The 21,570-nt window shown below is 67.1% G+C and carries 19 protein-coding genes and 1 tRNA gene; 7 read left to right on the top strand and 13 right to left on the bottom strand.

Annotated elements, in window-relative coordinates; all coding sequences use genetic code 11:
* Window positions 1–1,064: 1,064 nt before the first annotated feature.
* Together AC6I9V_RS08315 and AC6I9V_RS08310 are read right to left on the bottom strand one after the other, a co-directional pair.
* Window positions 1,065–1,670 carry a DNA-3-methyladenine glycosylase I gene (locus AC6I9V_RS08315; RefSeq protein ID WP_497899050.1) on the bottom strand — a complete coding sequence of 202 codons (606 nt, stop codon included), beginning with the start codon at window positions 1,668–1,670 and terminating at the stop codon, window positions 1,065–1,067.
* A gap of 129 nt (window positions 1,671–1,799) precedes the next feature.
* Window positions 1,800–2,054, bottom strand: a complete 255-nt coding sequence (locus AC6I9V_RS08310; RefSeq protein ID WP_497899049.1) for a cell division protein CrgA — start codon at window positions 2,052–2,054, stop codon at window positions 1,800–1,802.
* A gap of 311 nt (window positions 2,055–2,365) precedes the next feature.
* Between AC6I9V_RS08310 and AC6I9V_RS08305 the strand changes: the two genes are divergently transcribed.
* Window positions 2,366–3,007 carry an aminodeoxychorismate/anthranilate synthase component II gene (locus AC6I9V_RS08305; RefSeq protein WP_497899048.1) on the top strand — a complete coding sequence of 214 codons (642 nt, stop codon included), beginning with the start codon at window positions 2,366–2,368 and terminating at the stop codon, window positions 3,005–3,007.
* Between the two features lie 29 nt (window positions 3,008–3,036).
* Here AC6I9V_RS08305 and pknB read toward each other — a convergent pair whose 3' ends face one another.
* The 7 genes from pknB to AC6I9V_RS08270 are packed head-to-tail and all read right to left on the bottom strand — an operon-like array spanning window position 3,037 to window position 12,639.
* Window positions 3,037–5,010, bottom strand: coding sequence for a Stk1 family PASTA domain-containing Ser/Thr kinase (pknB, locus tag AC6I9V_RS08300; protein ID WP_497899047.1), 1,974 nt, complete (start codon window positions 5,008–5,010; stop codon window positions 3,037–3,039).
* A 5-nt stretch (window positions 5,011–5,015) separates the two neighbouring features.
* Window positions 5,016–6,815: a protein kinase domain-containing protein gene (locus tag AC6I9V_RS08295; protein WP_497899046.1), complete on the bottom strand. Its 1,800-nt coding sequence runs from the start codon at window positions 6,813–6,815 to the stop codon at window positions 5,016–5,018.
* Window positions 6,812–8,269 carry a peptidoglycan D,D-transpeptidase FtsI family protein gene (locus AC6I9V_RS08290; protein WP_497899045.1) on the bottom strand — a complete coding sequence of 486 codons (1,458 nt, stop codon included), beginning with the start codon at window positions 8,267–8,269 and terminating at the stop codon, window positions 6,812–6,814. The genes AC6I9V_RS08295 and AC6I9V_RS08290 overlap by 4 nt, the downstream gene beginning before the upstream one ends.
* The gene (locus AC6I9V_RS08285) at window positions 8,266–9,723 is read right to left on the bottom strand and encodes an FtsW/RodA/SpoVE family cell cycle protein (protein WP_497899044.1); all 1,458 of its coding nucleotides are present in this window, start codon (window positions 9,721–9,723) and stop codon (window positions 8,266–8,268) included. Before AC6I9V_RS08285 ends, AC6I9V_RS08290 begins: the two co-directional genes overlap by 4 nt.
* A complete protein-coding gene (locus AC6I9V_RS08280) occupies window positions 9,720–11,414 on the bottom strand; it encodes a PP2C family protein-serine/threonine phosphatase (protein ID WP_497899043.1) in 1,695 nt (564 codons plus the stop codon). Before AC6I9V_RS08280 ends, AC6I9V_RS08285 begins: the two co-directional genes overlap by 4 nt.
* Before the next feature lie 2 nt (window positions 11,415–11,416).
* Complete coding sequence (locus AC6I9V_RS08275) at window positions 11,417–11,899, bottom strand: FHA domain-containing protein FhaB/FipA (protein ID WP_497899042.1); 483 nt, start codon at window positions 11,897–11,899, stop codon at window positions 11,417–11,419.
* Window positions 11,896–12,639: an FHA domain-containing protein gene (locus AC6I9V_RS08270; protein ID WP_497899041.1), complete on the bottom strand. Its 744-nt coding sequence runs from the start codon at window positions 12,637–12,639 to the stop codon at window positions 11,896–11,898. The genes AC6I9V_RS08275 and AC6I9V_RS08270 overlap by 4 nt, the downstream gene beginning before the upstream one ends.
* 397 nt (window positions 12,640–13,036) lie before the next feature.
* Between AC6I9V_RS08270 and AC6I9V_RS08265 the strand changes: the two genes are divergently transcribed.
* A tRNA-Leu gene (locus AC6I9V_RS08265) sits at window positions 13,037–13,119 on the top strand.
* A 54-nt stretch (window positions 13,120–13,173) separates the two neighbouring features.
* Here the strand turns inward: AC6I9V_RS08265 and AC6I9V_RS08260 are convergent.
* A complete protein-coding gene (locus AC6I9V_RS08260) occupies window positions 13,174–13,758 on the bottom strand; it encodes a hypothetical protein (protein ID WP_497899040.1) in 585 nt (194 codons plus the stop codon).
* Between the two features lie 243 nt (window positions 13,759–14,001).
* Between AC6I9V_RS08260 and AC6I9V_RS08255 the strand changes: the two genes are divergently transcribed.
* Window positions 14,002–14,826 (top strand): DUF1206 domain-containing protein, encoded by an 825-nt coding sequence (locus AC6I9V_RS08255; protein WP_497899039.1) that lies wholly within the window; start codon window positions 14,002–14,004, stop codon window positions 14,824–14,826.
* Window positions 14,827–14,834: 8 nt separating this feature from the next.
* On the opposite strand, the gene AC6I9V_RS08250 is transcribed toward AC6I9V_RS08255, so the two are convergent.
* Window positions 14,835–15,524 (bottom strand): TetR/AcrR family transcriptional regulator, encoded by a 690-nt coding sequence (locus AC6I9V_RS08250; RefSeq protein ID WP_497899038.1) that lies wholly within the window; start codon window positions 15,522–15,524, stop codon window positions 14,835–14,837.
* Window positions 15,525–15,692: 168 nt separating this feature from the next.
* Between AC6I9V_RS08250 and AC6I9V_RS08245 the strand changes: the two genes are divergently transcribed.
* The 4 genes from AC6I9V_RS08245 to AC6I9V_RS08230 all read left to right on the top strand — a co-directional run bounded on the left by AC6I9V_RS08245 (window position 15,693) and on the right by AC6I9V_RS08230 (window position 20,194).
* Window positions 15,693–17,078 carry a flavin monoamine oxidase family protein gene (locus tag AC6I9V_RS08245; RefSeq protein ID WP_497899037.1) on the top strand — a complete coding sequence of 462 codons (1,386 nt, stop codon included), beginning with the start codon at window positions 15,693–15,695 and terminating at the stop codon, window positions 17,076–17,078.
* A gap of 54 nt (window positions 17,079–17,132) precedes the next feature.
* Entirely contained in the window at window positions 17,133–18,047 is a 915-nt protein-coding gene (locus AC6I9V_RS08240; protein WP_497899036.1) for a universal stress protein, read from the top strand.
* The gene (locus tag AC6I9V_RS08235) at window positions 18,044–19,570 is read left to right on the top strand and encodes an APC family permease (RefSeq protein WP_497899035.1); all 1,527 of its coding nucleotides are present in this window, start codon (window positions 18,044–18,046) and stop codon (window positions 19,568–19,570) included. Before AC6I9V_RS08240 ends, AC6I9V_RS08235 begins: the two co-directional genes overlap by 4 nt.
* Window positions 19,571–19,711: 141 nt before the next feature.
* Complete coding sequence (locus AC6I9V_RS08230; RefSeq protein WP_349414574.1) at window positions 19,712–20,194, top strand: pyridoxamine 5'-phosphate oxidase family protein; 483 nt, start codon at window positions 19,712–19,714, stop codon at window positions 20,192–20,194.
* Between the two features lie 19 nt (window positions 20,195–20,213).
* Here the strand turns inward: AC6I9V_RS08230 and AC6I9V_RS08225 are convergent, their stop codons facing one another.
* Entirely contained in the window at window positions 20,214–20,852 is a 639-nt protein-coding gene (locus tag AC6I9V_RS08225) for an NADPH-dependent F420 reductase (RefSeq protein WP_497899034.1), read from the bottom strand.
* Window positions 20,849–21,481, bottom strand: coding sequence for a hypothetical protein (locus AC6I9V_RS08220; RefSeq protein WP_497899033.1), 633 nt, complete (start codon window positions 21,479–21,481; stop codon window positions 20,849–20,851). The genes AC6I9V_RS08225 and AC6I9V_RS08220 overlap by 4 nt, the downstream gene beginning before the upstream one ends.
* Window positions 21,482–21,570: the final 89 nt, after the last annotated feature.

Here is a 21,570-nt window from a genome sequence, read left to right as displayed (position 1 = left end):
CCGGCCTCCACCGCACCCCGCCCCTTTGGCCGCTCCCCACCCCCTGCCGCCGGTTTCCGCGACGGTTTCGGACTGGCGCGGCCCGGGCCCGGGGTGCGCTGGTCCGAAACCGTAGCGCCCTTCCGAATCCGGTGCGCCCTCGGTTCTGCGTTCTGCCGACGCTTTTCCACAGGGTTTATCCACATTGTTGGTAACTTACACGTCTGTAGTTCAGGTCGGAATGCCGGATCTGAGGGCCACAGCTGGCAAATTTACGGAACGACGCCGTGAAGCTCTCCACATCTGTGGATAACTTTCGCGTTGGGTGCTGTGCTTAAGTGGACAACTTTGCGGGCTGTGGACGTGGTGCCTCGGGGCCGCGGGGATCGAGGGAACTCCCGGGAACGCCTGTAGGCCCCTCGCCACCCCAGGGAGGTCCAACGGCTGCCCGGTGCGTCCTTCGCCACCCCAGGGAGGGCCCACGGGCGCGCTATACCTCCGGGCCGCCCCGGACGGGCCCGCGCATGCCGTCCCGCAGCCACGGAATGGGCATGGCATCCACGCTCGGCGGCCCTTTTATCTGATTTCAACGAAGTTATGCACAGCGTTTTTCACAGTGTTAATAACTTGATGCTCTAACTACTCCGGGAGAAACCGCGACGTTGCAGGCCTCTCAGGATCCAGGGCGGACGGCAGTGCGCCAAGTTGTCCCCAGCTGTGGATAAGTTGTGGGAACAACTCCGTCCTAGTGTGGATAACTCGGCGCCAGAGGTCATTGCCAATATCAAGCGGCCCCCTGGCCGCGGAACTCGGTGGCTGAGTCCTCCGCCGAGGCCCGGATGCTGCGGACCCCACAGCTACCGGGGCACCGGACGCCGTTATCCACAGGCAATCCACATTGTTAATAACTTACAGAGCTGTCATTCGGCGGAAGGCTGGCATCACAGTGCCGGTCTCGAAGCGGAACGACGCCGCTGGGCGCCTCTTGGCCGCCCCCGCCCGGACAAGTTCACACACACCTTGTGGATAACTTACGGCGTCTTGTGCACAGCTGTGGACCCACAGTCTGTTCGCCGGGCAGCTGCCTAACTGTCCCAGACGCCCGAGGTTCCTCTGCGGTGGCTGCCCAGCAGGTGGGTGTCGACCATCCCGATGGCCTCCATCAGGGCGTACATGGTGGTGGGCCCCACAAACACAAAGCCCCTCTTTCGCAGTGCCTTGGACAAAGCGGCGGATTCCGGTGAGCTGGTCGGGATCTGGTCCATGGCCGTGGGCTCGGGGGTGGAGTCCGGCCGGTAAGACCAGACAAAGTCAACCAGTCCGCCGTCGTCCCTGAGTTCGAGGGTGGCGCGGGCATTGGTGATCGCGGCCCGGATCTTGAGCCGGTTTCGCACAATTCCGGCGTCCAGCAACAGCCGCTCGACGTCGTCCTCGGTGAACGCCGCCACAGTCTCCGGATGGAACTCCGCGAAGGCGGCGCGGAAGGCCGGCCGTTTGCGCAGGATCGTTGCCCAGGACAGTCCCGCCTGGAAGGCCTCCAGACTGATCCGTTCGTACAGCCCCTGCTCGTCCCGCACCGGAAGACCCCACTCGCTGTCGTAGTAGTCGCGCAGCAGGGGGTCGGCGGCCGCCCAGGCCGGCCGGGCCAAGCCGTCTTCGCCGATGATGCAGCCGGTAATGTCCGGGGTCATGCGTAATCCTTTGCTGGGAAATGTTGCCTTCCAGCATTATCGCCCGTGGCATGCCCAGACGTGCGGCGGGCTTAACGCAGCGGGCCGGCACACCCGGTGTGCCGGCCCGCTGCGAAGGGGTGGAATGCGTCAGGAGCGCCAGCGCGTCGTCATCAGGAAGCCCACGATGGCGATGCCGAAGCCGGCCACGATGTTCCACGAGGCCCAGTCTTTGACCGGGAAGGCGCCTTCGCTGATGTAGTACGTGATGATCCACAGCAGGCCGATGATCATCAGGCCGAACATGACCGGCTTGAACCACACGGGGTTCGGCTTGTAGACCTGCGTCGCAGAAGTCTGCTGCGCCACGCGGGCAGTCCTCTTACGCGGCTTCGACTCTGGCACGGGTCCTCCTTGGCGGGCTGGACGAAAAGCGGATGGCTCTGCTTGATATCCTGCAGGGAGGAATAACCGGCAGCCATCACGCTTTTGGTCAGGTTTGGAATCCTAATCGCAGCCAATTCTAGCTGTAGTTCAGGCTGCACCCGCGTCGTGCCGGGAACCACGCCGCCGCTGCCGCACCGGCCGCGGCTTCGGGTTGCGTCGGCGCTGGTCTTGCCGGCCGGGGAACTGGTATTGATGGTCTTGTTCCTGTTCCTCCGGATGGCGCAATCCAGCCCGTTCACTGTCTCGACGATTGGCACAGCAAGGCACCCATGAGCACAATGAAGATCCTGGTCGTGGACAACTACGACAGCTTTGTCTACACCCTGGTCGGCTACCTGCAGGAGCTCGGCGCGGAGACCACGGTGGTCCGCAACGACGACGTGACGCTGGCCGAGGCGATTGAGATGGCCGAAGCGCGCGACGGTGTGCTGATCTCGCCCGGGCCCGGAGCGCCGGCCGAGGCCGGGGTGTGCATCGAGCTGATCAAGTGGTGCGGCAGCCACAATAAACCGATGCTGGGTGTTTGCCTTGGGCACCAGGCGTTGGCCGAGGCCTACGGCGGCCGCGTGACCCACGCCCCCGAACTCATGCACGGCAAGACCTCGCTTGTGGAGCATCACGGCACGAGCGTGTTCACCGGCCTCCCGTCGCCTTTCACCGCGACGCGCTACCACTCGCTCGCGGCCGTGCGAGAAAGCATCCCTGAAGTCCTGGAGATCACCGCCGAGACGGGAACCGGAGTCGTGATGGGACTGCAGCACCGCACGGCCCCGTTGTGTGGAGTGCAGTTCCACCCGGAATCGGTGCTGACCGAGGGCGGCTACCTCATGCTGGGCAACTGGCTTGAATCCCTCGGAATGGCAGGCGCGGCGGCGCGGGCCGCGGACCTGAGCCCGCTGATCCAGCACTAACCACCGGCGTCAACGCCCGGGGAGTGGCCCTAGGGGCCGGTGAAGCCGCCGAGCAGATTGTCAGCGCTGCCTTTGGTGTTCATCTTGGTCGACGACGGCGAGGGGGTCGGCGTCGGCGGGGGTGGCGGGGCCTTGGCCACGGTGATGGTGACCGTTTTGCCTTGTTCCACAGCGGCGTCCGCAGGATCGCTTTGCGCGGTCACCTTACCCGGTTCGACCTGGGTGTTTTCGACTTCCTTGATGCTGGCAATGAGCCCGACGTTCTTCAACGCCGCCTCCGCCTCCGCCTGCGGGAGCCCGACCAGCTGTGGAACGGCCACCTTGCCGGTGGAGACGATGATTTCCACGGTGCTCCCCACGGCGACGTTTTGCCCCGGCGCGGGGTTGGTGGTGATGACCACGCCGGCCGCCACGTTGGGGCTGTTGTTCAGGGTGGTTTTCGGCGCTCCGGTCAGGCCGGTCCGGCGCAGCACGTCCCTGGCGTCCGCCTCGGTCCTGCCGGGCAGGTCCGCAGGGATCGTGATGACACTGGGCCCCTCGGAGATTTTGAGCGTGATTTCCGAATTGCGTTCCAGTGAACTGCCGGCCGTGGGTACCGTTCCGACGGCGGTTCCCTTGGGAACCGTCTCATGCTGGACCCGGCTCAGCTTCGGTTTGAGCCCGGCGTTGTAAAGCTTCTGCAGGGCCTCGGACTCGGTCAGGGACGCCACCGTGGGGACGTCCACCTTGGCCACCGGCGGCGGCTGCTGGTTGACCATGTTGTAGAGCCACAGTCCGCCGCCGGCGAGCACCAGCAGCGTGAATATCACGAGCGTGGCAATCCAGGTTCGACGGCGGGACTTCTGCTGGACGGTCGGTTCGCGCTCGGCCGGGAGGCTCAGCGGCAGACTTCCGGTGTCCGGAGGCACGTGGCTGCCGGACACCGCGGTGAGCGGCTCGTCGCTTTCCGCGAGGTGCGCGGGCGGGATGCCGGCGGCGGTGTCGTCGAGGAACGCGGCGCCGGTCAGGGCGAAAGCGGCGGTGGGCGGCGCCTGGTCCGGGGAGGCGACCGTGTTGTTCGGATCCGTGGGGCTCTCGCTGCGCGGCAGCGCGGCCACGGCAACGCCGCTGCGCGCTGCCCGAAGGGCCCGCCGGAAGGCCGCGGCGTCCTGGAAGCGGTCGGCGCGGTTCTTTTGCAGTGCCTTGGCCAGCACACTGTCCAAAGCCTCGGAAACGTCCGGATTGAGGCTGCTGGCCGGGTCCGGGATCTCGCGGACGTGCTGGTAGGCCACCGAAACAGGACTGTCACCGATGAACGGCGGCCGCCCGGTCAGCATTTCGTAGAGCAGGCAGCCGGCCGAATACAGGTCACTGCGCGCGTCGACTGTTTCGCCGCGGGCCTGCTCGGGCGACAGATACTGGGCCGTGCCCACCACCGCCTGCGTCTGGGTCATGGTCGCCGAGGAGTCCGCCATGGCGCGGGCAATCCCGAAGTCCATTACTTTCACGCTGTTGGAGTCGGGGCAGAACATCACGTTGGCGGGCTTGATGTCCCGGTGCACGATGCCGGCCTTGTGGCTGTAATCCAGGGCCGAGAGCACGCCCAGGCTGTAGTCGATGGCCTGGTCGATGGTGACGTCCTTGGCCCTGATCAGGTCGCGGATGGTCTTGCCGGCCACGTACTCCATCACGATGTACGGCACGCGCACGGTGTCGTCGTGGCCGCCGGGGACGGCATGGTCCCCGGTGTCGAACACGGCGACGATTGAGGGGTGGTTCAGCGCGGCGACAGCCTGGGCCTCCCGCTTGAACCGGGCCTGGAATTGCGGGTCCCGGGCAAGATCCGGGCGCAGCAGCTTGATGGCCACCGTCCGTCCCAGCCTGGTGTCGACCCCGCGGAAGACGTCGGCCATACCGCCGCGGCCGATCAGCTCACCCAGCTCATAGCGCCCGCTGAGGACGCGCTGGCTGGTCACCGGGCTGCTGTCCTCCCGGTGCGATGGGGTGCGGGGTGAAGTGGACACGGTGCCTACTTTGTTGTGCTGACGCTCGGCGCGGGAGAGGCCGGGGCGGCGGCGAGGTGGTAGATCACGACGGAGCCGGCAGCTACCTGCTTGCCGGAGGCGGGCTCGGAGCTCACGAAGGTGCCCTCCTGCTGGTTCTTTTTGCCGTCGACCGGGTCGCCCTTCTGCCAGCGCAGTCCGGCGGCCTCGATCGCCCGCTGGACGGCCGCCTCGGTGGCACCCTGCTCCAGCGAGGGGACAGTCACCATTTCGGGTCCCTTCGAGTAGCTGACCGTGATGACGTCTCCGCGCTGGACGGGCCCGGAGGGATTGATATCAAGCACCGTGTTCGGGGCCGCGGGGTCGAAGACCGGCGCGCCCTTGACCTGCAGGCCCATGCTGTTCAGTTCCGCCCGGACATCGTTGTAGGGCCGGCCTTTGTAGGCGTCCGGGAACAGGTTGATCGCAGCCGGCGTCGACTGCGTGGGCGTGGCGGAGCTGGACGTGGGGCTGGGGCTCTTGGAGGTCGGCGCGGCGCTTGTGGTGGTGGCCTTGGAACTCGTGGCGGCAGGGGACGACGGGAACAGGATCCCGGCCTGGGACAGGACGATTCCCATCAGGGCAAACAGCACTAGCAGGATCAGGGCGATCAGCGGCCAGGTCCACGGGCTGCGCCCCTTGCGGCGGGGTTCTTCCTCCGGCTCGTAGCCGTCGTAGTCCTCTTCCTCCTCGTGCGCCCAGTTCCGCTCGGCAGCCAGCGCATCCGCGCGGGACAGGGCGTTCCGGGCGCCGTAGCCGCTGGCCGCGGCGGCTCCCGCGGCCAGCCCGGCCGCTGCGCCGGCGCCGGCTGCACCGATTACCGGAAGCGCCGACGTCGACTTGTCCTCGGCCGCGCTGGCGCCGATGACACCCGTGGCGGCGGTGGGGACGTTCACCGGCGCTGTCATGGGACCGGTGGCCGCCTCGAAGAGCAGCATGCCGGGGACGGCCGCGTGCGCGGCCGCAATGTCGCCGTTGCGGATCGCGTCCGCAGCTTCGGCCAGTTTGATCGCGTCCGCCGGGCGGTTCTTGGGATCCTTGGCCAGCATCGACATCAGCAGGGCGCGGACCGGCCGGGGCAGGGTGTCCGGCAGCGGCGGCGGGGCGTCGTTGACCTGGGCCAGTGCGATCGCAATCTGGGATTCGCCGGAGAACGGGCGGTGCCCGGTGAGGCACTCGTAGCCGATGACGCCGAGGGAGTAGATGTCGGAGGCGCCGGTAGCAGTCTGGCCGGTGGCCTGTTCCGGGGCGAGGTACTGGGCAGTGCCCATGACCTGGCCGGTCTGGGTCAGCGGCACCTGGTCCGCGAGCCGTGCGATGCCGAAGTCCGTGACCTTGACCCGCCCGTCCGGGGTGATGAGCAGGTTGCCCGGCTTGATGTCGCGGTGCACCAGGCCCTGGGCGTGCGCAACAGACAAGGCTCGTGCCGTCTGGGAGATCATCGACAGGGTGCGGTCCGGTGAGAGTACCTGCTCATGCTCGATGATGCTGCTCAGCGGCTGGCCCGGGACGAGCTCCATCACAAGGTAGGCGGATCCCTCCTCCTCGCCGTAGTCGAAGACGTTGGCGATGCCGACGTGGTTCAGCAGGGCGGTGTGCCGCGCTTCGGCCCGGAAGCGCTGAAGGAAACCGGGGTCGCCGGTGTACTCCTCCTTGAGGACCTTGATGGCGACGATCCGGCCAAGGATTAGGTCCTTGGCCTTCCAGACTTCACCCATGCCGCCGATCGCAATGCGTGTGGTCAGCTGGAATCTGCCGCCGAGGGTGATTCCCGATGTAGGCCTCACTTATTCAACACCGCCTCAAAAATCTTCTTTGCGTTCGGACTGGTTAGCTGTGCGCCGGTGGTGATGTCTACGCCTTGCATAACAATCGTGACAGCCACCTGCGGGTCGTTGGCCGGGGCGAACCCGGTAAACCATGAGTTGTTCAGGCCAGTGCCGAGCTCGGCCGTGCCGGTTTTGCCGGCCACCTGGATGCCGGGCACCGCGGCACCGCGGCCGATGCCCTCGCTGACGACGCTGGTCATCCACTCGGTGATCTGGCGGGAGATTTCCGGGGTGGTGGACGTCCGGAGCGTTTCCGGCTTGGGTTCGTCGATGATCCGCAAGTCCGGAGCCCGCAGGGTTTTGACCAGGCTTGGCTTCATCTGGACGCCGCCGTTGGCAATCGCGGCCGTCATCAGGTTGATCTGCAGCGGAGTGGCGCGCACGTCACGCTGCCCGATTGCCGACTGCGCGAGGCCGGCTGCATCCAGCGGCTCGCTCGGGAAGCTGCTCTTGGCAGATTCCAGCTTGAGCTGGTCGCCGAAGTCCTGCCCGAACCCGAACTTGGCCGCCTGGTCCGCGATCGCCTTCTGCCCGAGGTCCAGGGCGATCCTGGCGAACGGCGTGTTGCAGGACTGCTGCAGGGCGAACGCGAAGGTGGCCGTGTCCCGGGTGTAGCAGTTGCCGCCGGCGTAGTTCGGTAGCTTGTACTGGATGCCGGGGAACGGCATCTCGGCCGGGTTGGGCAGCACGCTGTCCTTGTTGTACTTGCCCGAGCTGAGGGCCGCGGCCGTGTCGATGATCTTGAAGACGGACCCGGGGGCCAGCAGCGCGCCGGTGGGGCCGCTGACGGACTGGTTCAGGTTGATGCCGGGGATCTTGTTCAGGGCGGTGATGTTGGCCGCCTCGGCGTCGGCATCCTGGGTGGCAACCAGGTTGGGGTCGTACGAGGGCTTGGAAACCATGGCCAGGATGGCGCCGGTCTTCGGGTTGGTCACCACGATCGACCCGCGCTGGCCCTCCGGAATCAGGTCGTAGGCGAGCTTCTGGATCTTCGGATCGAGCGTGAGCTCAACCGAGGCGCCCTTGGGCTGGTTGCCGAGGAACAGCTGGCCTACCCGGTCCAGGAACAGCTGGTCGGAGCTGCCGGAGAGCTGGTCCTTCATGGCCAGTTCCATACCGGTCAGGCCGTAGTTCTTGGAGAAATAGCCCGTGATACCCGCGTAGAGCTCCGGCTGGGTGTAGCGGCGCTGGAACTGGCAGCTGTCGTTTCCCGGCTCCGACAGCGCCACAGGGGTGCCGCCGACGATGAGCGAACCCCGGTCGTTGCAGTAGGTCTGGAGCAGGGTGCGCTTGTTCCAGGCGTTGGCTTTGAGCTCGTCGGCTCCGACCACCTGGACATAGCTGAGCGCGCCGAAGATCAGGGCGAACATCGCGATCGCGGCGATCCAGGAGTTGCGAATGGCCTGGTTCACAGGTGTTTCACCGCCTCGGTGGGAGCTTCTGGACTGGTTCGGGCACTGCGGGCCGGGGCCGTGGCGGGCTTCGGCGGCAGGGAAGGTGTGTCCTTCTTCGCGTCAGGGTCCTGGCCCGGCGGGAGCGGGGTGGTGTCCACCGGGCCGCGGGCGGTGTGCGAGATCATCAGCAGCAGCCCGACGATGATCCAGTTCGCCAGCAGCGAGGATCCGCCGGCGGCCAGGAAGGGCGTGGTCAGGCCGGTGAGCGGGATCAGGCGTGTGACGCCGCCGATCACCACGAAGCACTGCAGCGCAATCGCGAAGGACAGTCCGGTGGCGAGCAGTTTGCCGAAGGCGTCCCTGGTGCCGAGCGCGGCCCGGAAGCCGCGGGTGAAGAGCAGCAGGTACATCAGCACGATCGCGAAGATGCCGATCAGTCCCAATTCCTCGCCGAAGGAGGCAACGATCATGTCGCTGTTCGCGAAGGGGACGAGGTTGGGGCGCCCCTGCCCAAGGCCGGTGCCCACAAGGCCGCCGTTGGCCATGCCAAACAGGCCCTCGACGATCTGGCGGCTGCCGCCAAATTGCCGATCGTAGACCTCGGGTGTAAAGGCGTTCACCCAGCCGTCGATCCGCAATGCCACGTGGGAGAAGACCTTCGAGGCCACGAAGCCGCCGGCCGCCATCAGCACGATGCCGATGATGACCCAGCTGATCCGGCTGGTGGCAACGTAGATCATCACCAGGAACAGGCCGAAGAACAGGATCGAGGTTCCAAGGTCCCGCTGGAAAATCAGCACGCCGATGCTCACCAGCCAGGCCGTAATCATCGGACCCATGTCCTTGAACCGAGGGAACTGCACGGGACCGATCTTGCGGCCGGCGAGCAGGATCAGGTCGCGGTTGGAGGACAGGTACCCCGCGAAGAAGATGGCGAGCGTGACCTTCGCAAGTTCGCCGGGCTGGAACGTCATGGATCCCAGCTTGATCCAGACGCTGGCGCCCAGGACCTCGCCGGCGGAGATCCCCGGGACCAGCGGAAGGATCAGCAGCACCGCGCTGACCGCAAGCGAAATATAGGTGAAGCGGCGCAGGAGCCGGTGGTCCTTGAGGATGAAGATCACCGCGATGGCCACGGCCATGGCTACGAGGGTCCAGCGCAGCTGGTTGTTTCCGGTGTCCTCGTTGACCCGGTCCAGGCGGTGGATCATGGCCAGGCCGAGGCCGTTGAGGGCCACGACCAGTGGAAGTATTACCGGATCGGCATATTTAGCACGGAGGCGGAGGACCACGTGGAAGGCCAGCGCCGCGGCGGCGAGCAGCCCGGACTGGAACCAGAAGTCCGTGTCGAAGGCTTTCTGACGGTCGACGCCGACAAGGGCGTTCGCGCCGATACCCACCGCGAGGGCGAGGATCAGCAGGACCAGCTCGGCGTTGCGGCGCGGCCGGGGGGTGGGGTCGATAGGCGTCATTTGGCCCCCTCGCAATTGGTCGGGGCCGGCGACGGCGTGGCTGAGCCGGAGGGTGCGGGGGCCGCGGCCGAGCCCGAGGGCGCGGCAGGGGTAGGCGTTTGGCCGCTGGCGCTCGGCGCGGGAGAGGGCGTCAGGCACTCGTCGGCCGGCGCCGTCGTGCCGGTGCGTTCGAGGTTCTTGACGATCCGCTGCGCGTCATAGAGGTCCCGGGCGGGAACTGTCTGGCGGACACGCTGCTGGGAGAACTCTGGCAGGTCGGACATCCGGATCTCAGTCACTGTCTCGAGGGTGGAAAGCGGAATGGGCCCGAGGCGCTGTGACACCCCGTTGAAAATGGCGACGCGCTGGTCGTGCTCACCGATGTAGTACCTCGTCTGCGTCCACGCGTAGCCGAGCCAGAGACCGATGCCCAGGACGGCGACGATGGCCGCGGCGATCGAGATCGTCAGCCAGCGCCGGCGTTTGACCGGGGGCTTGTACTCCTCGACTTCGTCCTTGTCCTGTTCCGCCTTGTGCGTCAGCACGGTGGCGGCGCGGCGGGCCACGGTCCGGCCGGCGATCGAGGGAATAGAGCCGGATTCGGCGGCGGTTGCTGCGGCGCCCACAAGCTCGTGCGGCCGGGTGGACAGTTCCTCGCGCAGGACCTCGGCGGACAGGTGCTCGCCGAGGTTCGGGTCGGTGGAGGGCTGGGGTTCCTTGGCCCGCTCGGCCCCGGATTCCGGGTTCTTCGCGTCCGCGTCGCCGGGCTTCCCCGTCAGGGCGCCTGCGGCGGCGTTGCCGGCAAAGGTGCTGCCGGTGCTGCCCGTCGGCGGCGCCTTTGCGGCAGTGGGCGCCTGAGGTGCCCGTGCCGTGCCGGCGACGGTGGCCGGGGCGGGGACGACCTCGACGGCGGCGGTGTTGACGTCGTCGGGCGTCTGTTCCGCGATGTCCACCATCACGACCGTCACGTTGTCGGGGGAGCCGGCCTCGAGGGTGAGGTCAACAAGCTTTTCGGCACATTCGCGCAGGCTCTTGGTCTCGCGCACGGTGCGTTCAACCACATGGCCGGCGACGTAGTTCAGCCCGTCGGAGCAGAGCAGCCAGCGTTCGCCGGGTTCGACGCCGAGGACGTCCAGGTCGAGTTCGGGGCTGGCATCGACGTCGCCGAGCACGCGCATCAGGACATTCTTGTGCGGGTGGGTCTCCGCCTCTTCGGGGCGCAGCCGGCCCTCGTCGATGAGCCGCTGGACAAAGGTGTGGTCCACGCTGACCTGTTCGAAGGTGCCGTTGCGCAGCCGGTAAGCGCGCGAATCGCCGATGTGCGCGAAGTGGAGCTTGCCCCCGGCCAGCAGCAGCGCCGTGACCGTGGTTCCCATCCCGGCCAGTTTCGGGTTGATGTGGACCAGTTCGGAGAGCAGCGAGTTGGCGGTCTGGATCTCGTCCGCCAGAACCGTGTCGGCTTCACCGGCCTCGCCGTCGTAGTCGTCGCGGTCGAGGTGGATCATGTCCAGGACGGTGGCCGCCGAGGCCACGTCACCGCCGGCGTGCCCGCCCATGCCGTCTGCGACGACGGCGAGGTGGCGGCCCACGTAGGCGGAGTCGTCGTTCTTCGACCGCACGCGCCCGACGTCGGAACGCGCGGCATAACGCATGATGAGCGGCCGCTTCGGGGCAGTTGCTGCCTTGTCTGCGGGAGTCTCGGGGGCAGCCATGGCTACGGCCTCAATTCAATGACCGTCTTGCCGATTCTCACGGGGACACCCAGCTCAACCGGAAGTGCCCGGGTGAGCTGTTGATCTGCCAGATACGTGCCGTTGGTGGAACCGAGGTCCTCGATGAACCAGCGGCTGCCCTGCGGGAACAGGCGGGCGTGCCGGCCGGAGGCGTAGTCGTCCTCCAGGACCAGGGTTGCTTCCTGGGCGCGGCCGAGCAGGATGGGGCTCGCGGCCAGCGGAAGGGTGGTGCCTTTAAGCGGTCCTTCGGTGACGATGAGCTGGCGGGCCTGCTGTTTCACCGGGGCCGGGGCGGGCTCGGCCAGGGCGGGATTGCGGCGCACCTGGCGAGCCGTCGGGGCGCCAGCGGCGGCTTTGCGGCCGATCATCAGGTCGCGGCGCATGGCGGAAACGATGCTGAAAATGAGCACCCAGAGCAGGATCAGGAAACCAAAGCGCAGGGCGGTGATGGTCAGTTCACTCACGGGCGGCCGCCCGGGTTGGCGGGCAGAAGGCGGAAAATGATTTTGGTCCGTCCCATCGTGATCGTGGCGCCGTCGGTGAGTTCCGACGTGCCCACAATTTTGTGGCCGTTCACGTAGCTGCCGTTCGTAGACCCCAGGTCGATGGCCTGTGCGGTGCCCTGGCCCGTGCGGATTTCCAGGTGGCGGCGGGAAACTCCCGTGTCATCGATCAGGATGTCCGCTTCGGAGGAACGGCCCAATACGACGGAGGGAGCATTCAGCGAATAGCGCTGGCCGTCGATGTCCAGCACCGGCTGTAGGCGTGCGGGCTGGCGGGTCGGGGCGGCCGGCATGGCACCCTGGGCCCCAGGCTGCGCCGGAGCTCCGCCCGCCTTCTCGGTCCGGGACTTGATCTCGAAATCGCCCGCGCGGCGCTCATCGTCGCGGCGGAAACTGATCCGCACCGGGCCCTGCAGGGTGTAGCCCTGGCTGCGGACGTGGTTGATCACGACGTCGCAGAGCTCTTCGGCGAGCGGGGTGCCCCATTCCTGGGCCCGCTGGAAATCGTCACCACTGAGGAGGACATCGAAGACGTTGGGAGCCAGGGTGCGCCCCGCGGCAATGGTCAGTGCCTTGTTATCCACTTCGCGGCGGAGGTGGCTGGCGATCTCGACGGGTTCAACCTGGGCGCGAGAACCGGTGGAGAAGACTCCGCGGACGGCCTTTTCGATGCCGCGCTCGACTTTGTCCAGCAAGCCCATGGTCCTTCTCCTTTCCTGACGGCTGCGGTGCAGCGTTTGTTCCGGAACTCGGTTTCCAACATTCGCGGGAGTCCGCCGTATTCGGGCACTCCTACATCAGATACTACTGGGCAAGGCTGGGAATGACCTTAATGAGCCCCGCCGTCCCGGCCGTGAAATTTGCCCCGGACCTGCGCTGACGTGCGCCGATGTCCGGGCTGCGGCGTGCGCGGCGCAAGGAAGGGACCCCGGGGTGCCGGCCGCCGCCGGACCCGGAGCCGGTACGGAATTCCGGGCCGTTTTGCGCCCCGGATGCCCCGATTGGTGTTTTCCCGCAGTTGTCCGTTATGCTTGATCTCGTTGCTTTTACGAGGTTGATGGTCCGGAATACGGCCTTCAGCTGGGTGAAAGAAGTTGCGCGCGAGTGGCGGAACGGCAGACGCGCTGGCTTCAGGTGCCAGTGTCCGAAAGGGCGTGGGGGTTCAAATCCCCCCTCGCGCACGCAAATGAAAAGAACCCCGGTCTTCGGACCGGGGTTCTTTTTTGTTTCCGGCCTCAGTGCGGAACGACGGACATCGGCAGGCCGAAGTTGTTCCCCACGGGGGTGATGCTGTCGAGCTGCCAGCCCTGCACGGACGCCTTGAACGTCGCAATCTGCGGCAGGGAGTAGCCCGCCGGGACATTGCTCGGGCCATTAGCCGCCGAAGACTGATGCTGTTCCGTCAATTCCTTGAAGCGTACGGTCGCTTCGGTGCCGCTCAGCTCGGTCGACTCCACAGTCACGGTGGTGGAAAAGGACGTGTACCAGAACCCGAATGACTTGAAGCGCGTCTTCGACTCGGTGACCACCGGCAGGTCCCGCTCGCGCTTGGCCCGGTAGGCCGCAGTCGTCTTCCCCTCCGGCAAGCGCGGGGCCGGCGGAAGATCCAGGACAACACCGTTGCGGTCCTCGACCGCCGTCTGGATGATGGCCGCAAACTCGGCTGACGAGGGCGTGGCCACCGCGGCGGCCGCCAAGGACGGCTCGGTGCCGGGAGAGTCGGTACTCGACGGGCCGGCACTGGGCGGTCCGGCGATCGGCTGGCAGCCGGCCAGGGCGAGCCCGAGCAGCGCCGCTACGAAGACTCTTCTTCTGCTCATCACCGAGCGCCAAAACCTCATTGGTCCCCAATCCAAGAGTTGATTATTGCCGCCACCCTAGCCCGGCTCGCCCCCGCAGGCCAGCAAGAGGGTGCCGTCGGGCGGGGGATGTCTTCGCCGGGCCACCCGGGTCTGTCCGGACGCCCGGGGACGGATCTACACTGAAGCATTCCGCGACGCCGGCGGCCCGGCCGCTGCTGAGCGGGCCATAGGAAATCACGTTCTCACCGGGAAGGTTTGGCCATGGGCAACGCCTCGCAGAAGGCAAATCGGGCGGTATCCGAGGCAGCGTCGGCGAGCCGAAGCCCGGCCCTGCAGATGCTGGCGCGCGCCGGCTACGTGTTTATCGGGCTGGTCCACATCCTGGTCGGCGCCATTGCCCTGCAAATCGACAGGGGCCAGGGTGGCCAGGCCGACCAGTCGGGGGCGATTGGATCACTGGCCTCGAAACCGGGAGGCCCGGTCCTGCTCTGGGCGGGGTTCGCCGCCTGCGCCGCGCTGGCCCTCTGGATGGTGGGCGAGGCCGTGTTCGCAACCCGGTCCGAAACCGAGTCAAAGAAGAAGCTGCAAGAGGCAGCCTCGGCTGCGGGGAAGGCCGTGGTGTTCGGTGTTCTGTCCTTTACCTTCGCGGTCTTCGCCACGGGCGGCAGCAAAAGCTCCAGCCAGTCGGCAAGCGACTTCACCGCCAAACTCATGGCGGCGCCTGCCGGTGTGGTGCTGCTGACCGCCCTGGGACTGGCGATCATCGGCGCCGGCGCCTACTACGCCTACCGCGGTGTCACGCGGAAGTTCATGAAGGACTTGCAGGATCCGGGCAAGGCCCGCACCGCGGTCGAATGGATCGGAACGGTGGGCTATGCCGCCAAGGGGGTAGTGCTCGCCCTCGTCGGCATTCTCATCATTGTCGCCGCGGCCACCGCGGATCCATCGAAATCCACCGGCCTGGACGGCGGCCTCAAAACCCTCGGGTCCCAGCCGTACGGCGCGTTTCTGCTCGCCGCGGTTGCGGCGGGGCTGGTCGCCTATGGCCTCTACTCCATGGCCCGCGCCCGCTACGGCAAGTTCTAGGCGGCACTTTACGCGCGCAGCGCGCCGAACCCGGCGATCAGAGCCTCGAGCCCCAGGCTGAAAGCCACATCCGCCTGGTTCGCGTAACCTTGCTCGCCCATGCTGGCCACCGCGGAGGTGAAGTTCGGCGTCGAGGCCGCCAGGGTGCCGGCGTCGAAGATGTCCGCCGGGGCCGTCACGTCGTAGGCGGAGCCGAAGATGAAGGATTCCAGGGCCACGATGGCGGCAATGATGCGCTCCTGCGGGAAGCCGGCCCGGCGGAACCCTGCACTGACGGTCTCGTACATGGCGAGGGTCTTCGGAGCGTCGGCCACCGGAAGCACCGCAATCACGGGGATCAGCGGCGTGTGTCGGGAGAAAACGTCCCGGTAGCTCCAGGCCCATTCCCGGACGGCCTGCTCCCACGGCTCGGTTTCGAAGGCCGAGACATCCACGAACGACGTCAGGTGGTCCTGGATGAGGACCAGCACCTCCCGTTTGGAGGAGACATGGTTGTAGATGGCCGACGGCGCCACATTCAGTGACCGGGCCAGGGCGGCCATGGTGAATCCGTCATAGCCGCTCTTGCGGACCAGCCGCAGCGCGGCGGCCGTGATGCCGTCCAGGTCAAGGACGGCCGCAGGGGGCCGGCCCACGCGGCGGCGTTGCTTGGCGTCGGGGCGGTGCGGCTCCGCGGTGGCGCTGGTGGCTGCCGGCATTCCGGGCCTTTCTACTGGGCTGTCCTCTGGACCATTCCACCGGATTATTCCACCGAAGGCGACTTTGCGCCGGGTCTTCCCTCTCTCCAGCGTTGCCGCTATAGTCGTCCTAAATGAATGACATTCATTTAGTGGCCAGCATCACGCTGCGGCCACAGAGAGGACATCATGCTTGAACTTGACCGCGACGTCGTCATCGTTGGAGCCGGCCCCGCCGGCCTGACCGCTGCCCGGGAGCTGCGGAAGGCGGGCCTGAGCGTCGCTGTGCTGGAAGCGCGCGACCGCGTGGGCGGCCGGACCTGGACGGACACCGTCGACGGCGCCATGCTGGAGATCGGCGGCCAGTGGGTCTCGCCGGACCAGACCGCACTGCTTGGGCTTCTCAAGGAGCTCGGCCTGAAGACCTACGACCGCTACCGAGAGGGACACTCGGTCTACATCGGCGCCGGCGGCAAGCGCACGCTGTACACCGGGGAGACCTTCCCGGTCGGCGACACCGCGGCGGCCGAAATGGACAAGCTGACACAGTTGCTGGACTCACTCGCCGCGGAAATCGGCGCCGCCGAACCGTGGGCCCACCCCAAGGCCCGTGAGCTGGACACCATTTCCTTCCATCACTGGCTGCGCGCGAACTCCTCGGATGAGGAGGCTTGCAACAACATTGGCCTGTTCATTGCCGGGGGCATGCTGACCAAGCCCGCGCACGCCTTCTCCGCCCTGCAGGCGGTCCTGATGGCGGCGTCGGCCGGGTCCTTCACCAACCTCACCGATGAAGACTTCATCCTGGACAAGCGCGTTGTCGGCGGCATGCAGCAGGTCTCGCTGCTCCAGGCAGCGGAACTGGGCGACGACGTCGTCCTCTCCAGCCCGGTGCGCACGGTCAACTGGGAAGAGAGTGCCGACGGCCACCGCGCCACTGTGGTCTCGGACCGCGCCACGGTGAACGCCCGTTTTGTGATCATGGCCGTCCCGCCGAACCTCTATTCCCGGGTCTCCTACAACCCGCCGCTGCCGCGCCGTCAGCACCAGATGCACCAGCACCAGTCGCTGGGCCTGGTCATCAAGGTCCACGCCGTCTACAGCACCCCGTTCTGGCGCGAAGACGGGCTGTCCGGCACCTGCTTCGGGGCCGATGCCCTGGTCCAGGAGGTCTACGACAACACCAACCACGGGGATCCCCGCGGCACCCTGGTGGGCTTCGTCTCGGACGAAAAAGCGGACGCCATGTTCGAGCTCAGCGCCGGGGAACGCCGCCGCGCCATCCTCGAATCGATTGCGGGCTTCCTGGGCGAGAAGGCCCTCGAGCCGGAGGTCTACTACGAGTCCGACTGGGGCTCCGAGGAATGGACCCGCGGCGCATACGCCGCCAGCTATGACCTTGGCGGCCTGCACCGCTACGGCAAGGACCAGCACACGCCGGTGGGGCCGATCTACTGGGCCTGCTCCGACCTCGCGGCCGAGGGCTACCAGCACGTCGACGGCGCCGTGCGGATGGGGCGCGCGACGGCGGCCCGGATCGTCGCCGCCGCAGACCGCACCCCGGCCGCCCGCTAGAGCCGAATTCCTATCCACAAACCCCTAACCCAAACAACCAGAGAGGTCGGCCAGATGCGTTACGTAGTGGGGTATTCAGCCAATGCCAGAGGCCGCGATGCCATCAATCTGGCCGTCTCCCTGGCCCGCGGCCGCGGAGCAGGCCTGGACCTGGTGGTGGCCATCCCTGACGCCGGGGTCTTCAACGCGGCCCACGCCCCCGCCGCCGGCTATGACAGCTACCTGCACCAGCAGGCCAGCGAATGGCTCGACGAAGCGCTGGCCCTGGTGCCCGCGGACGTCCCCGCTAAGGCCCACATCCGCAGCGGTGAATCCGATGCGCAGACCCTGATCGAGGCCTGCGAGGAGTTCCAGGCGGACATGCTGATCATCGGCGCCACGAGCAACGGGCTGTTCAAGCGCTTCACCGTCGGGTCTGTGGCCAGTGCCTTGCTGCACGCCGCCACCGTCCCGGTGGCACTGGCCCCGCACGGCTACCACCGCCGCGATGCCCTGACCCGCGTCAGCTGCGGACTCGGGGACCGCCCGGGCGCGGAAAAGCTGCTGGACTTTGCCGTCTCCATGGCAGTGAACCGGGAGGTGCCGCTGCGGGTCGTCTCGCTGCTGACCCTGGACGACGGGGACTCGGCGGAGGCTGCCGAAGCCGCCCGCGCCTACGCCACCAAGCACCTCTCGGCAGCCCTTCCGGCGGATGCCCCGGACGGCGGACTCGCCGGGAAGGCCGACGTCGTCGTGGCCCAGGGCCGCAGCGTCGAAGAGGCCGTCGACCGGCTCGAGTGGGAGCCCGGCGAGGTCCTGCTGATCGGCTCGAGCCGGCTTGCCCGCAACCGCTCCATCTTCCTCGGCAGCACCGCGAACCGCATCCTGCGCGCCCTGCCGGTGCCGATGATCGTGGTCCCCAGCGACTACGAACTCAAGAACTTGTCCCATTCAACGTCGAATGACACCTCCCGAGAGGCACGAGCATGAGCACCGAACACGCGACCTCCAAGGCCGCACACACCGAGCAGCGCCACGGCCTGAGCGAAAAAGGACTGAAAGCCGGATCGGTGGGCCTGATCGGCGCCGTCGTCATCGGTGTCTCCTGCATCGCCCCGGCCTACACCCTGACCGCCGCCCTGGGTCCCACGGTCTCCGAGGTCGGCGTCCACCTCCCGGCGATCTTCCTCGTGGGCTTCCTCCCCATGCTGCTCGTGGCCTTCGGCTACCGCGAGCTGAACAACGCCATGCCGGACGCCGGCACCTCGTTCACCTGGGCGTCTCGGGCGTTCGGCCCGTGGATCGGCTGGATGGGCGGCTGGGGGCTGATCGCAGCGACCATCATTGTGCTCTCCAACCTGGCGGCCGTCGCCGTCGACTTCTTCTACCTCATGCTGGCGCAGCTCTTCGGCAACCCGGAGCTGGCGGACCTGACCACCAACCTGCCGCTCAACATCGCCACCACGCTGGTCTTCATCGCCCTCGCCTGCTGGATCTCCTACCGGGGCATGGAGACCACCAAGACCGTCCAGTACGTCCTGGTCGCCTTCCAGCTGCTCGTCCTGGGCTGGTTCGCCGTCGCTGCTTTCAGCCACGTGGCCAACGGCACCGCCTTTGATGCCACCGCCATCGCGCTGGACTGGTTCAACCCTTTCGCCGTCGAGTCCTTCTCCGCCTTCGCGGCCGGCGTTTCGCTCTCCATCTTTATCTACTGGGGCTGGGACGTGACGCTGACCATGAACGAGGAGACCCGGAACCCGGAGAAGACCCCGGGCCGCGCCGCCACCGTGACGGTCCTGGTCATTGTGATCATCTACATGACGGTCGCGCTGTCCACGCTGGCCTTCGCCGGCATCGGCGAAGAGGGCCTCGGCGCCGGAAACCCGGAGAACCAGGGCAGTATCTTCGCCGTCCTCGCCGGGCCCGTGATGGGACCGTTCGCGATCCTGATGTCGCTGGCCATCCTCAGCAGCTCGGCCGCGTCGCTGCAGTCCACCTTTGTGTCCCCGGCGCGCACCCTCCTGTCCATGGGCCACTACAAGGCGCTGCCACACAAGTTCGGCCGGATCAGCCCCAGCTACAAGTCGCCGAGCTATGCCACCATTGCCTCGGCCGTGGCGGCCGCCGCGTTCTACGTCGTCACCCGGACCCTGTCCGAGAACGCCTTGTGGGACACCATCACGGCGCTCGGCATGATGATCTGTTTCTACTACGGCATCACCGCCCTGGCCTGCGTCTGGTTCTTCCGCGCCCAGGCCTTCAGCGGCGCGCACTCGTTCTTCTTCAAGTTCCTGGCCCCGCTGCTGGGCGGCGTCATCCTGCTGGTGATGTTCGTCAAGACCGCCTACGACTCGATGGACCCCGGGTACGGCTCCGGTTCCTCCGTCGGCGGGCTGGGCCTGGTCTTTATCCTGGGCATGGGCGTCATCCTGCTTGGAGCGGTGCTCATGCTGGTCATGGCCAGGCTGCGCCCGGAATTCTTCAGGGGCCAGGTGTTGTCCCGGGGCCACTGACCGGATTCGTTCCTGCCGGCAACCGGCGCCGAAGGTCCCCCTCCGCCAGCTTGTGGGTGTGCATCTTGAAAAGTAAGCACACTTATCAATAGGCTGGCGGGAGGGGGACCTTCCCCGTTGGATCAAGGACGAGGTGAGCGCATGTCGGACGCACAGGACATCAGCAAGGTGACGGAAATCATCAACGATTCGCGGATCGGGATGTTCACCACCATCAACGAAAAGGGCGCACTCGTCAGCCGGCCGCTGGCCGTCCAGGACGTCGAGGCCGACGGCGACATGTGGTTCTTCACGTCGGCAGACACCTCCCAGGTCGCCCACATCAGCGCCAATCCCACGGTCAATGTCTCCTTCGGGAGGCGCACGGAGTGGGTTTCCGTGGCCGGCACGGCCGAGGTGGTCACGGACCGGCAGGAAATCCGCGACCGGTGGAACCAGGCAGTTGAGGCGTGGTTCCCGGACGGCCCGGAAACCCCGGAGGTGGTCCTGCTGCACGTGGATTCGGATTCGGCCGAGTACTGGACCAGCCCGGGCGGAACCGCCGCGACCGTCCTGCAGTGGGTGAAGTCGAAGGTCACAAACAGCCGGATGAGCGTTGGCGAAAGCGGGACCGTCGAGCTCTAGTTGTGCCGGTTGGCGCTGCTCAGTCGAGGATCTTGAGTGCCGTTCCCCAATTGAAGGACTCGTAGGCCGGGTTCAACTGCAGCCCCACCACCAGCAGCTGCATCCCCTCCAGCTCGCGGGCGTGTCGCAACGCCCCGACCTGGAGGGGCCGGAGCCCTGCCGCGGCGACGAAGGCCGCCACCTCGTTCCGGGCCGCCTCCGAGTCGGAGGCGATAAAGACGTCCAGCGGCATGCCCTTCGCTGAGCCCTCGGCGAGGGTGCCGGCGAACGTCGTGTTGAATGCCTTGACCACCCGGGCGCCGGGGAGGAGCTTGGCCACTTCCTCCGCCGCGGACGTTCCCGGTTCGACCACCAGCGAGTCGCCCGTCTCCATGTTGACGGGGTTGCTGATCTCGATCACCGTCTTGCCGCTGAGCGTGTCGCCGTAGTGCATGGCGACCTCCTTGGCCGGCTCGAAGTAGAGGGCCAGGACCACGATGTCCCCGTCGGGCACATCGCCCAGGCCCCCGGACGTCGTCGCGGATCCAAGCTCCGCCGCGAGTTTCGCGGCGTTGTCAGGGCTCCGGTCCAGGACCTGAACGGACCTTCCGGCCGCCACCGCCCGGAGGCCGATCGCCCGGGCCATGTTGCCGCTTCCGATAATCGTGATGTCAGTCATCGTGCCCCCTCAGAAGAAATGCGCAGTTCTGTGGAATCGTGCTGCGCGCCCGCGGCGCGCTCGGCCTCGGCCAGGGCCCGCTCCAGCCGGTCGACGGCGGTGCTGTAGCCGCCGGAGGCCGGGCCGCGTCCGGCCCAGGTGCGCTGCTGCTCGGCCGCTTTCATGGCCTTGAGCATGGCGGCGGTCTCCGGCCGGCGCGGGTCGCTCATGGCCGGGAAATCGATGCTGCAGGCCGGATCAAGTTCATAGCGCTGCCAGCGGGCCAGGGCCGCCTGATGCCGGAGGGCGGCCGCGGCATCGGCGGCCGCTGCATCCCGAGCGGCGCGCCGGGCCTCCTGCCGGCGGAACAATTCCGGGGTCCAACGGTAACTGAGCGCCGCCGTCGTTACGGCCAAGGTGCCGAGCAGCAGCCCGGCCGGCGGGGAGGCCAGCGACGGCAGGAGAACGGCGGGGGCAACAATGGCGAGGCCGGCGAAGCCGTCCCAGAACACGGCATCCGGCAGGGCGCCGTCGGACGCGTGATGCTTCCGCGCGAGGTACACCGAACCGGCCGCGGCGGCCATCACGAGGAGGGCGACGGGCAGGATCTGCAGGGCCCACAGCGGACCGGATCCTGGCAGTGACGGCATCGCGCACCTCCTGCGGAACCCGTCCCGGGCGGACGCTGTTCCGCTGATTCCATTGGAATCCATCCCGGGCGGGCCGTCAATGGCCCGTT

The sequence above is a fragment of the Arthrobacter sp. SlRoot2-15 genome (genome assembly GCF_059739345.1).
Note: the sequence above shows the minus strand (reverse complement) of the source record. Positions and strands in the feature narration are given on the sequence as shown.

Bases quoted from the DNA above. Each gene is read 5' to 3' on its own strand.
- AC6I9V_RS08315 (WP_497899050.1), bottom strand. From the start codon at position 1,670: ATGACCCCGGACATTACCGGCTGCATCATCGGCGAAGACGGCTTGGCC.
- AC6I9V_RS08305 (WP_497899048.1), top strand. From the start codon at position 2,366: ATGAGCACAATGAAGATCCTGGTCGTGGACAACTACGACAGCTTTGTC.
- AC6I9V_RS08285 (WP_497899044.1), bottom strand. From the start codon at position 9,723: ATGACGCCTATCGACCCCACCCCCCGGCCGCGCCGCAACGCCGAGCTG.
- AC6I9V_RS08280 (WP_497899043.1), bottom strand. From the start codon at position 11,414: ATGGCTGCCCCCGAGACTCCCGCAGACAAGGCAGCAACTGCCCCGAAG.
- AC6I9V_RS08270 (WP_497899041.1), bottom strand. From the start codon at position 12,639: ATGGGCTTGCTGGACAAAGTCGAGCGCGGCATCGAAAAGGCCGTCCGC.
- AC6I9V_RS08260 (WP_497899040.1), bottom strand. From the start codon at position 13,758: ATGAGCAGAAGAAGAGTCTTCGTAGCGGCGCTGCTCGGGCTCGCCCTG.
- AC6I9V_RS08255 (WP_497899039.1), top strand. From the start codon at position 14,002: ATGGGCAACGCCTCGCAGAAGGCAAATCGGGCGGTATCCGAGGCAGCG.
- AC6I9V_RS08250 (WP_497899038.1), bottom strand. From the start codon at position 15,524: ATGCCGGCAGCCACCAGCGCCACCGCGGAGCCGCACCGCCCCGACGCC.
- AC6I9V_RS08245 (WP_497899037.1), top strand. From the start codon at position 15,693: ATGCTTGAACTTGACCGCGACGTCGTCATCGTTGGAGCCGGCCCCGCC.
- AC6I9V_RS08240 (WP_497899036.1), top strand. From the start codon at position 17,133: ATGCGTTACGTAGTGGGGTATTCAGCCAATGCCAGAGGCCGCGATGCC.
- AC6I9V_RS08235 (WP_497899035.1), top strand. From the start codon at position 18,044: ATGAGCACCGAACACGCGACCTCCAAGGCCGCACACACCGAGCAGCGC.
- AC6I9V_RS08230 (WP_349414574.1), top strand. From the start codon at position 19,712: ATGTCGGACGCACAGGACATCAGCAAGGTGACGGAAATCATCAACGAT.
- AC6I9V_RS08225 (WP_497899034.1), bottom strand. From the start codon at position 20,852: ATGACTGACATCACGATTATCGGAAGCGGCAACATGGCCCGGGCGATC.
- AC6I9V_RS08220 (WP_497899033.1), bottom strand. From the start codon at position 21,481: ATGCCGTCACTGCCAGGATCCGGTCCGCTGTGGGCCCTGCAGATCCTG.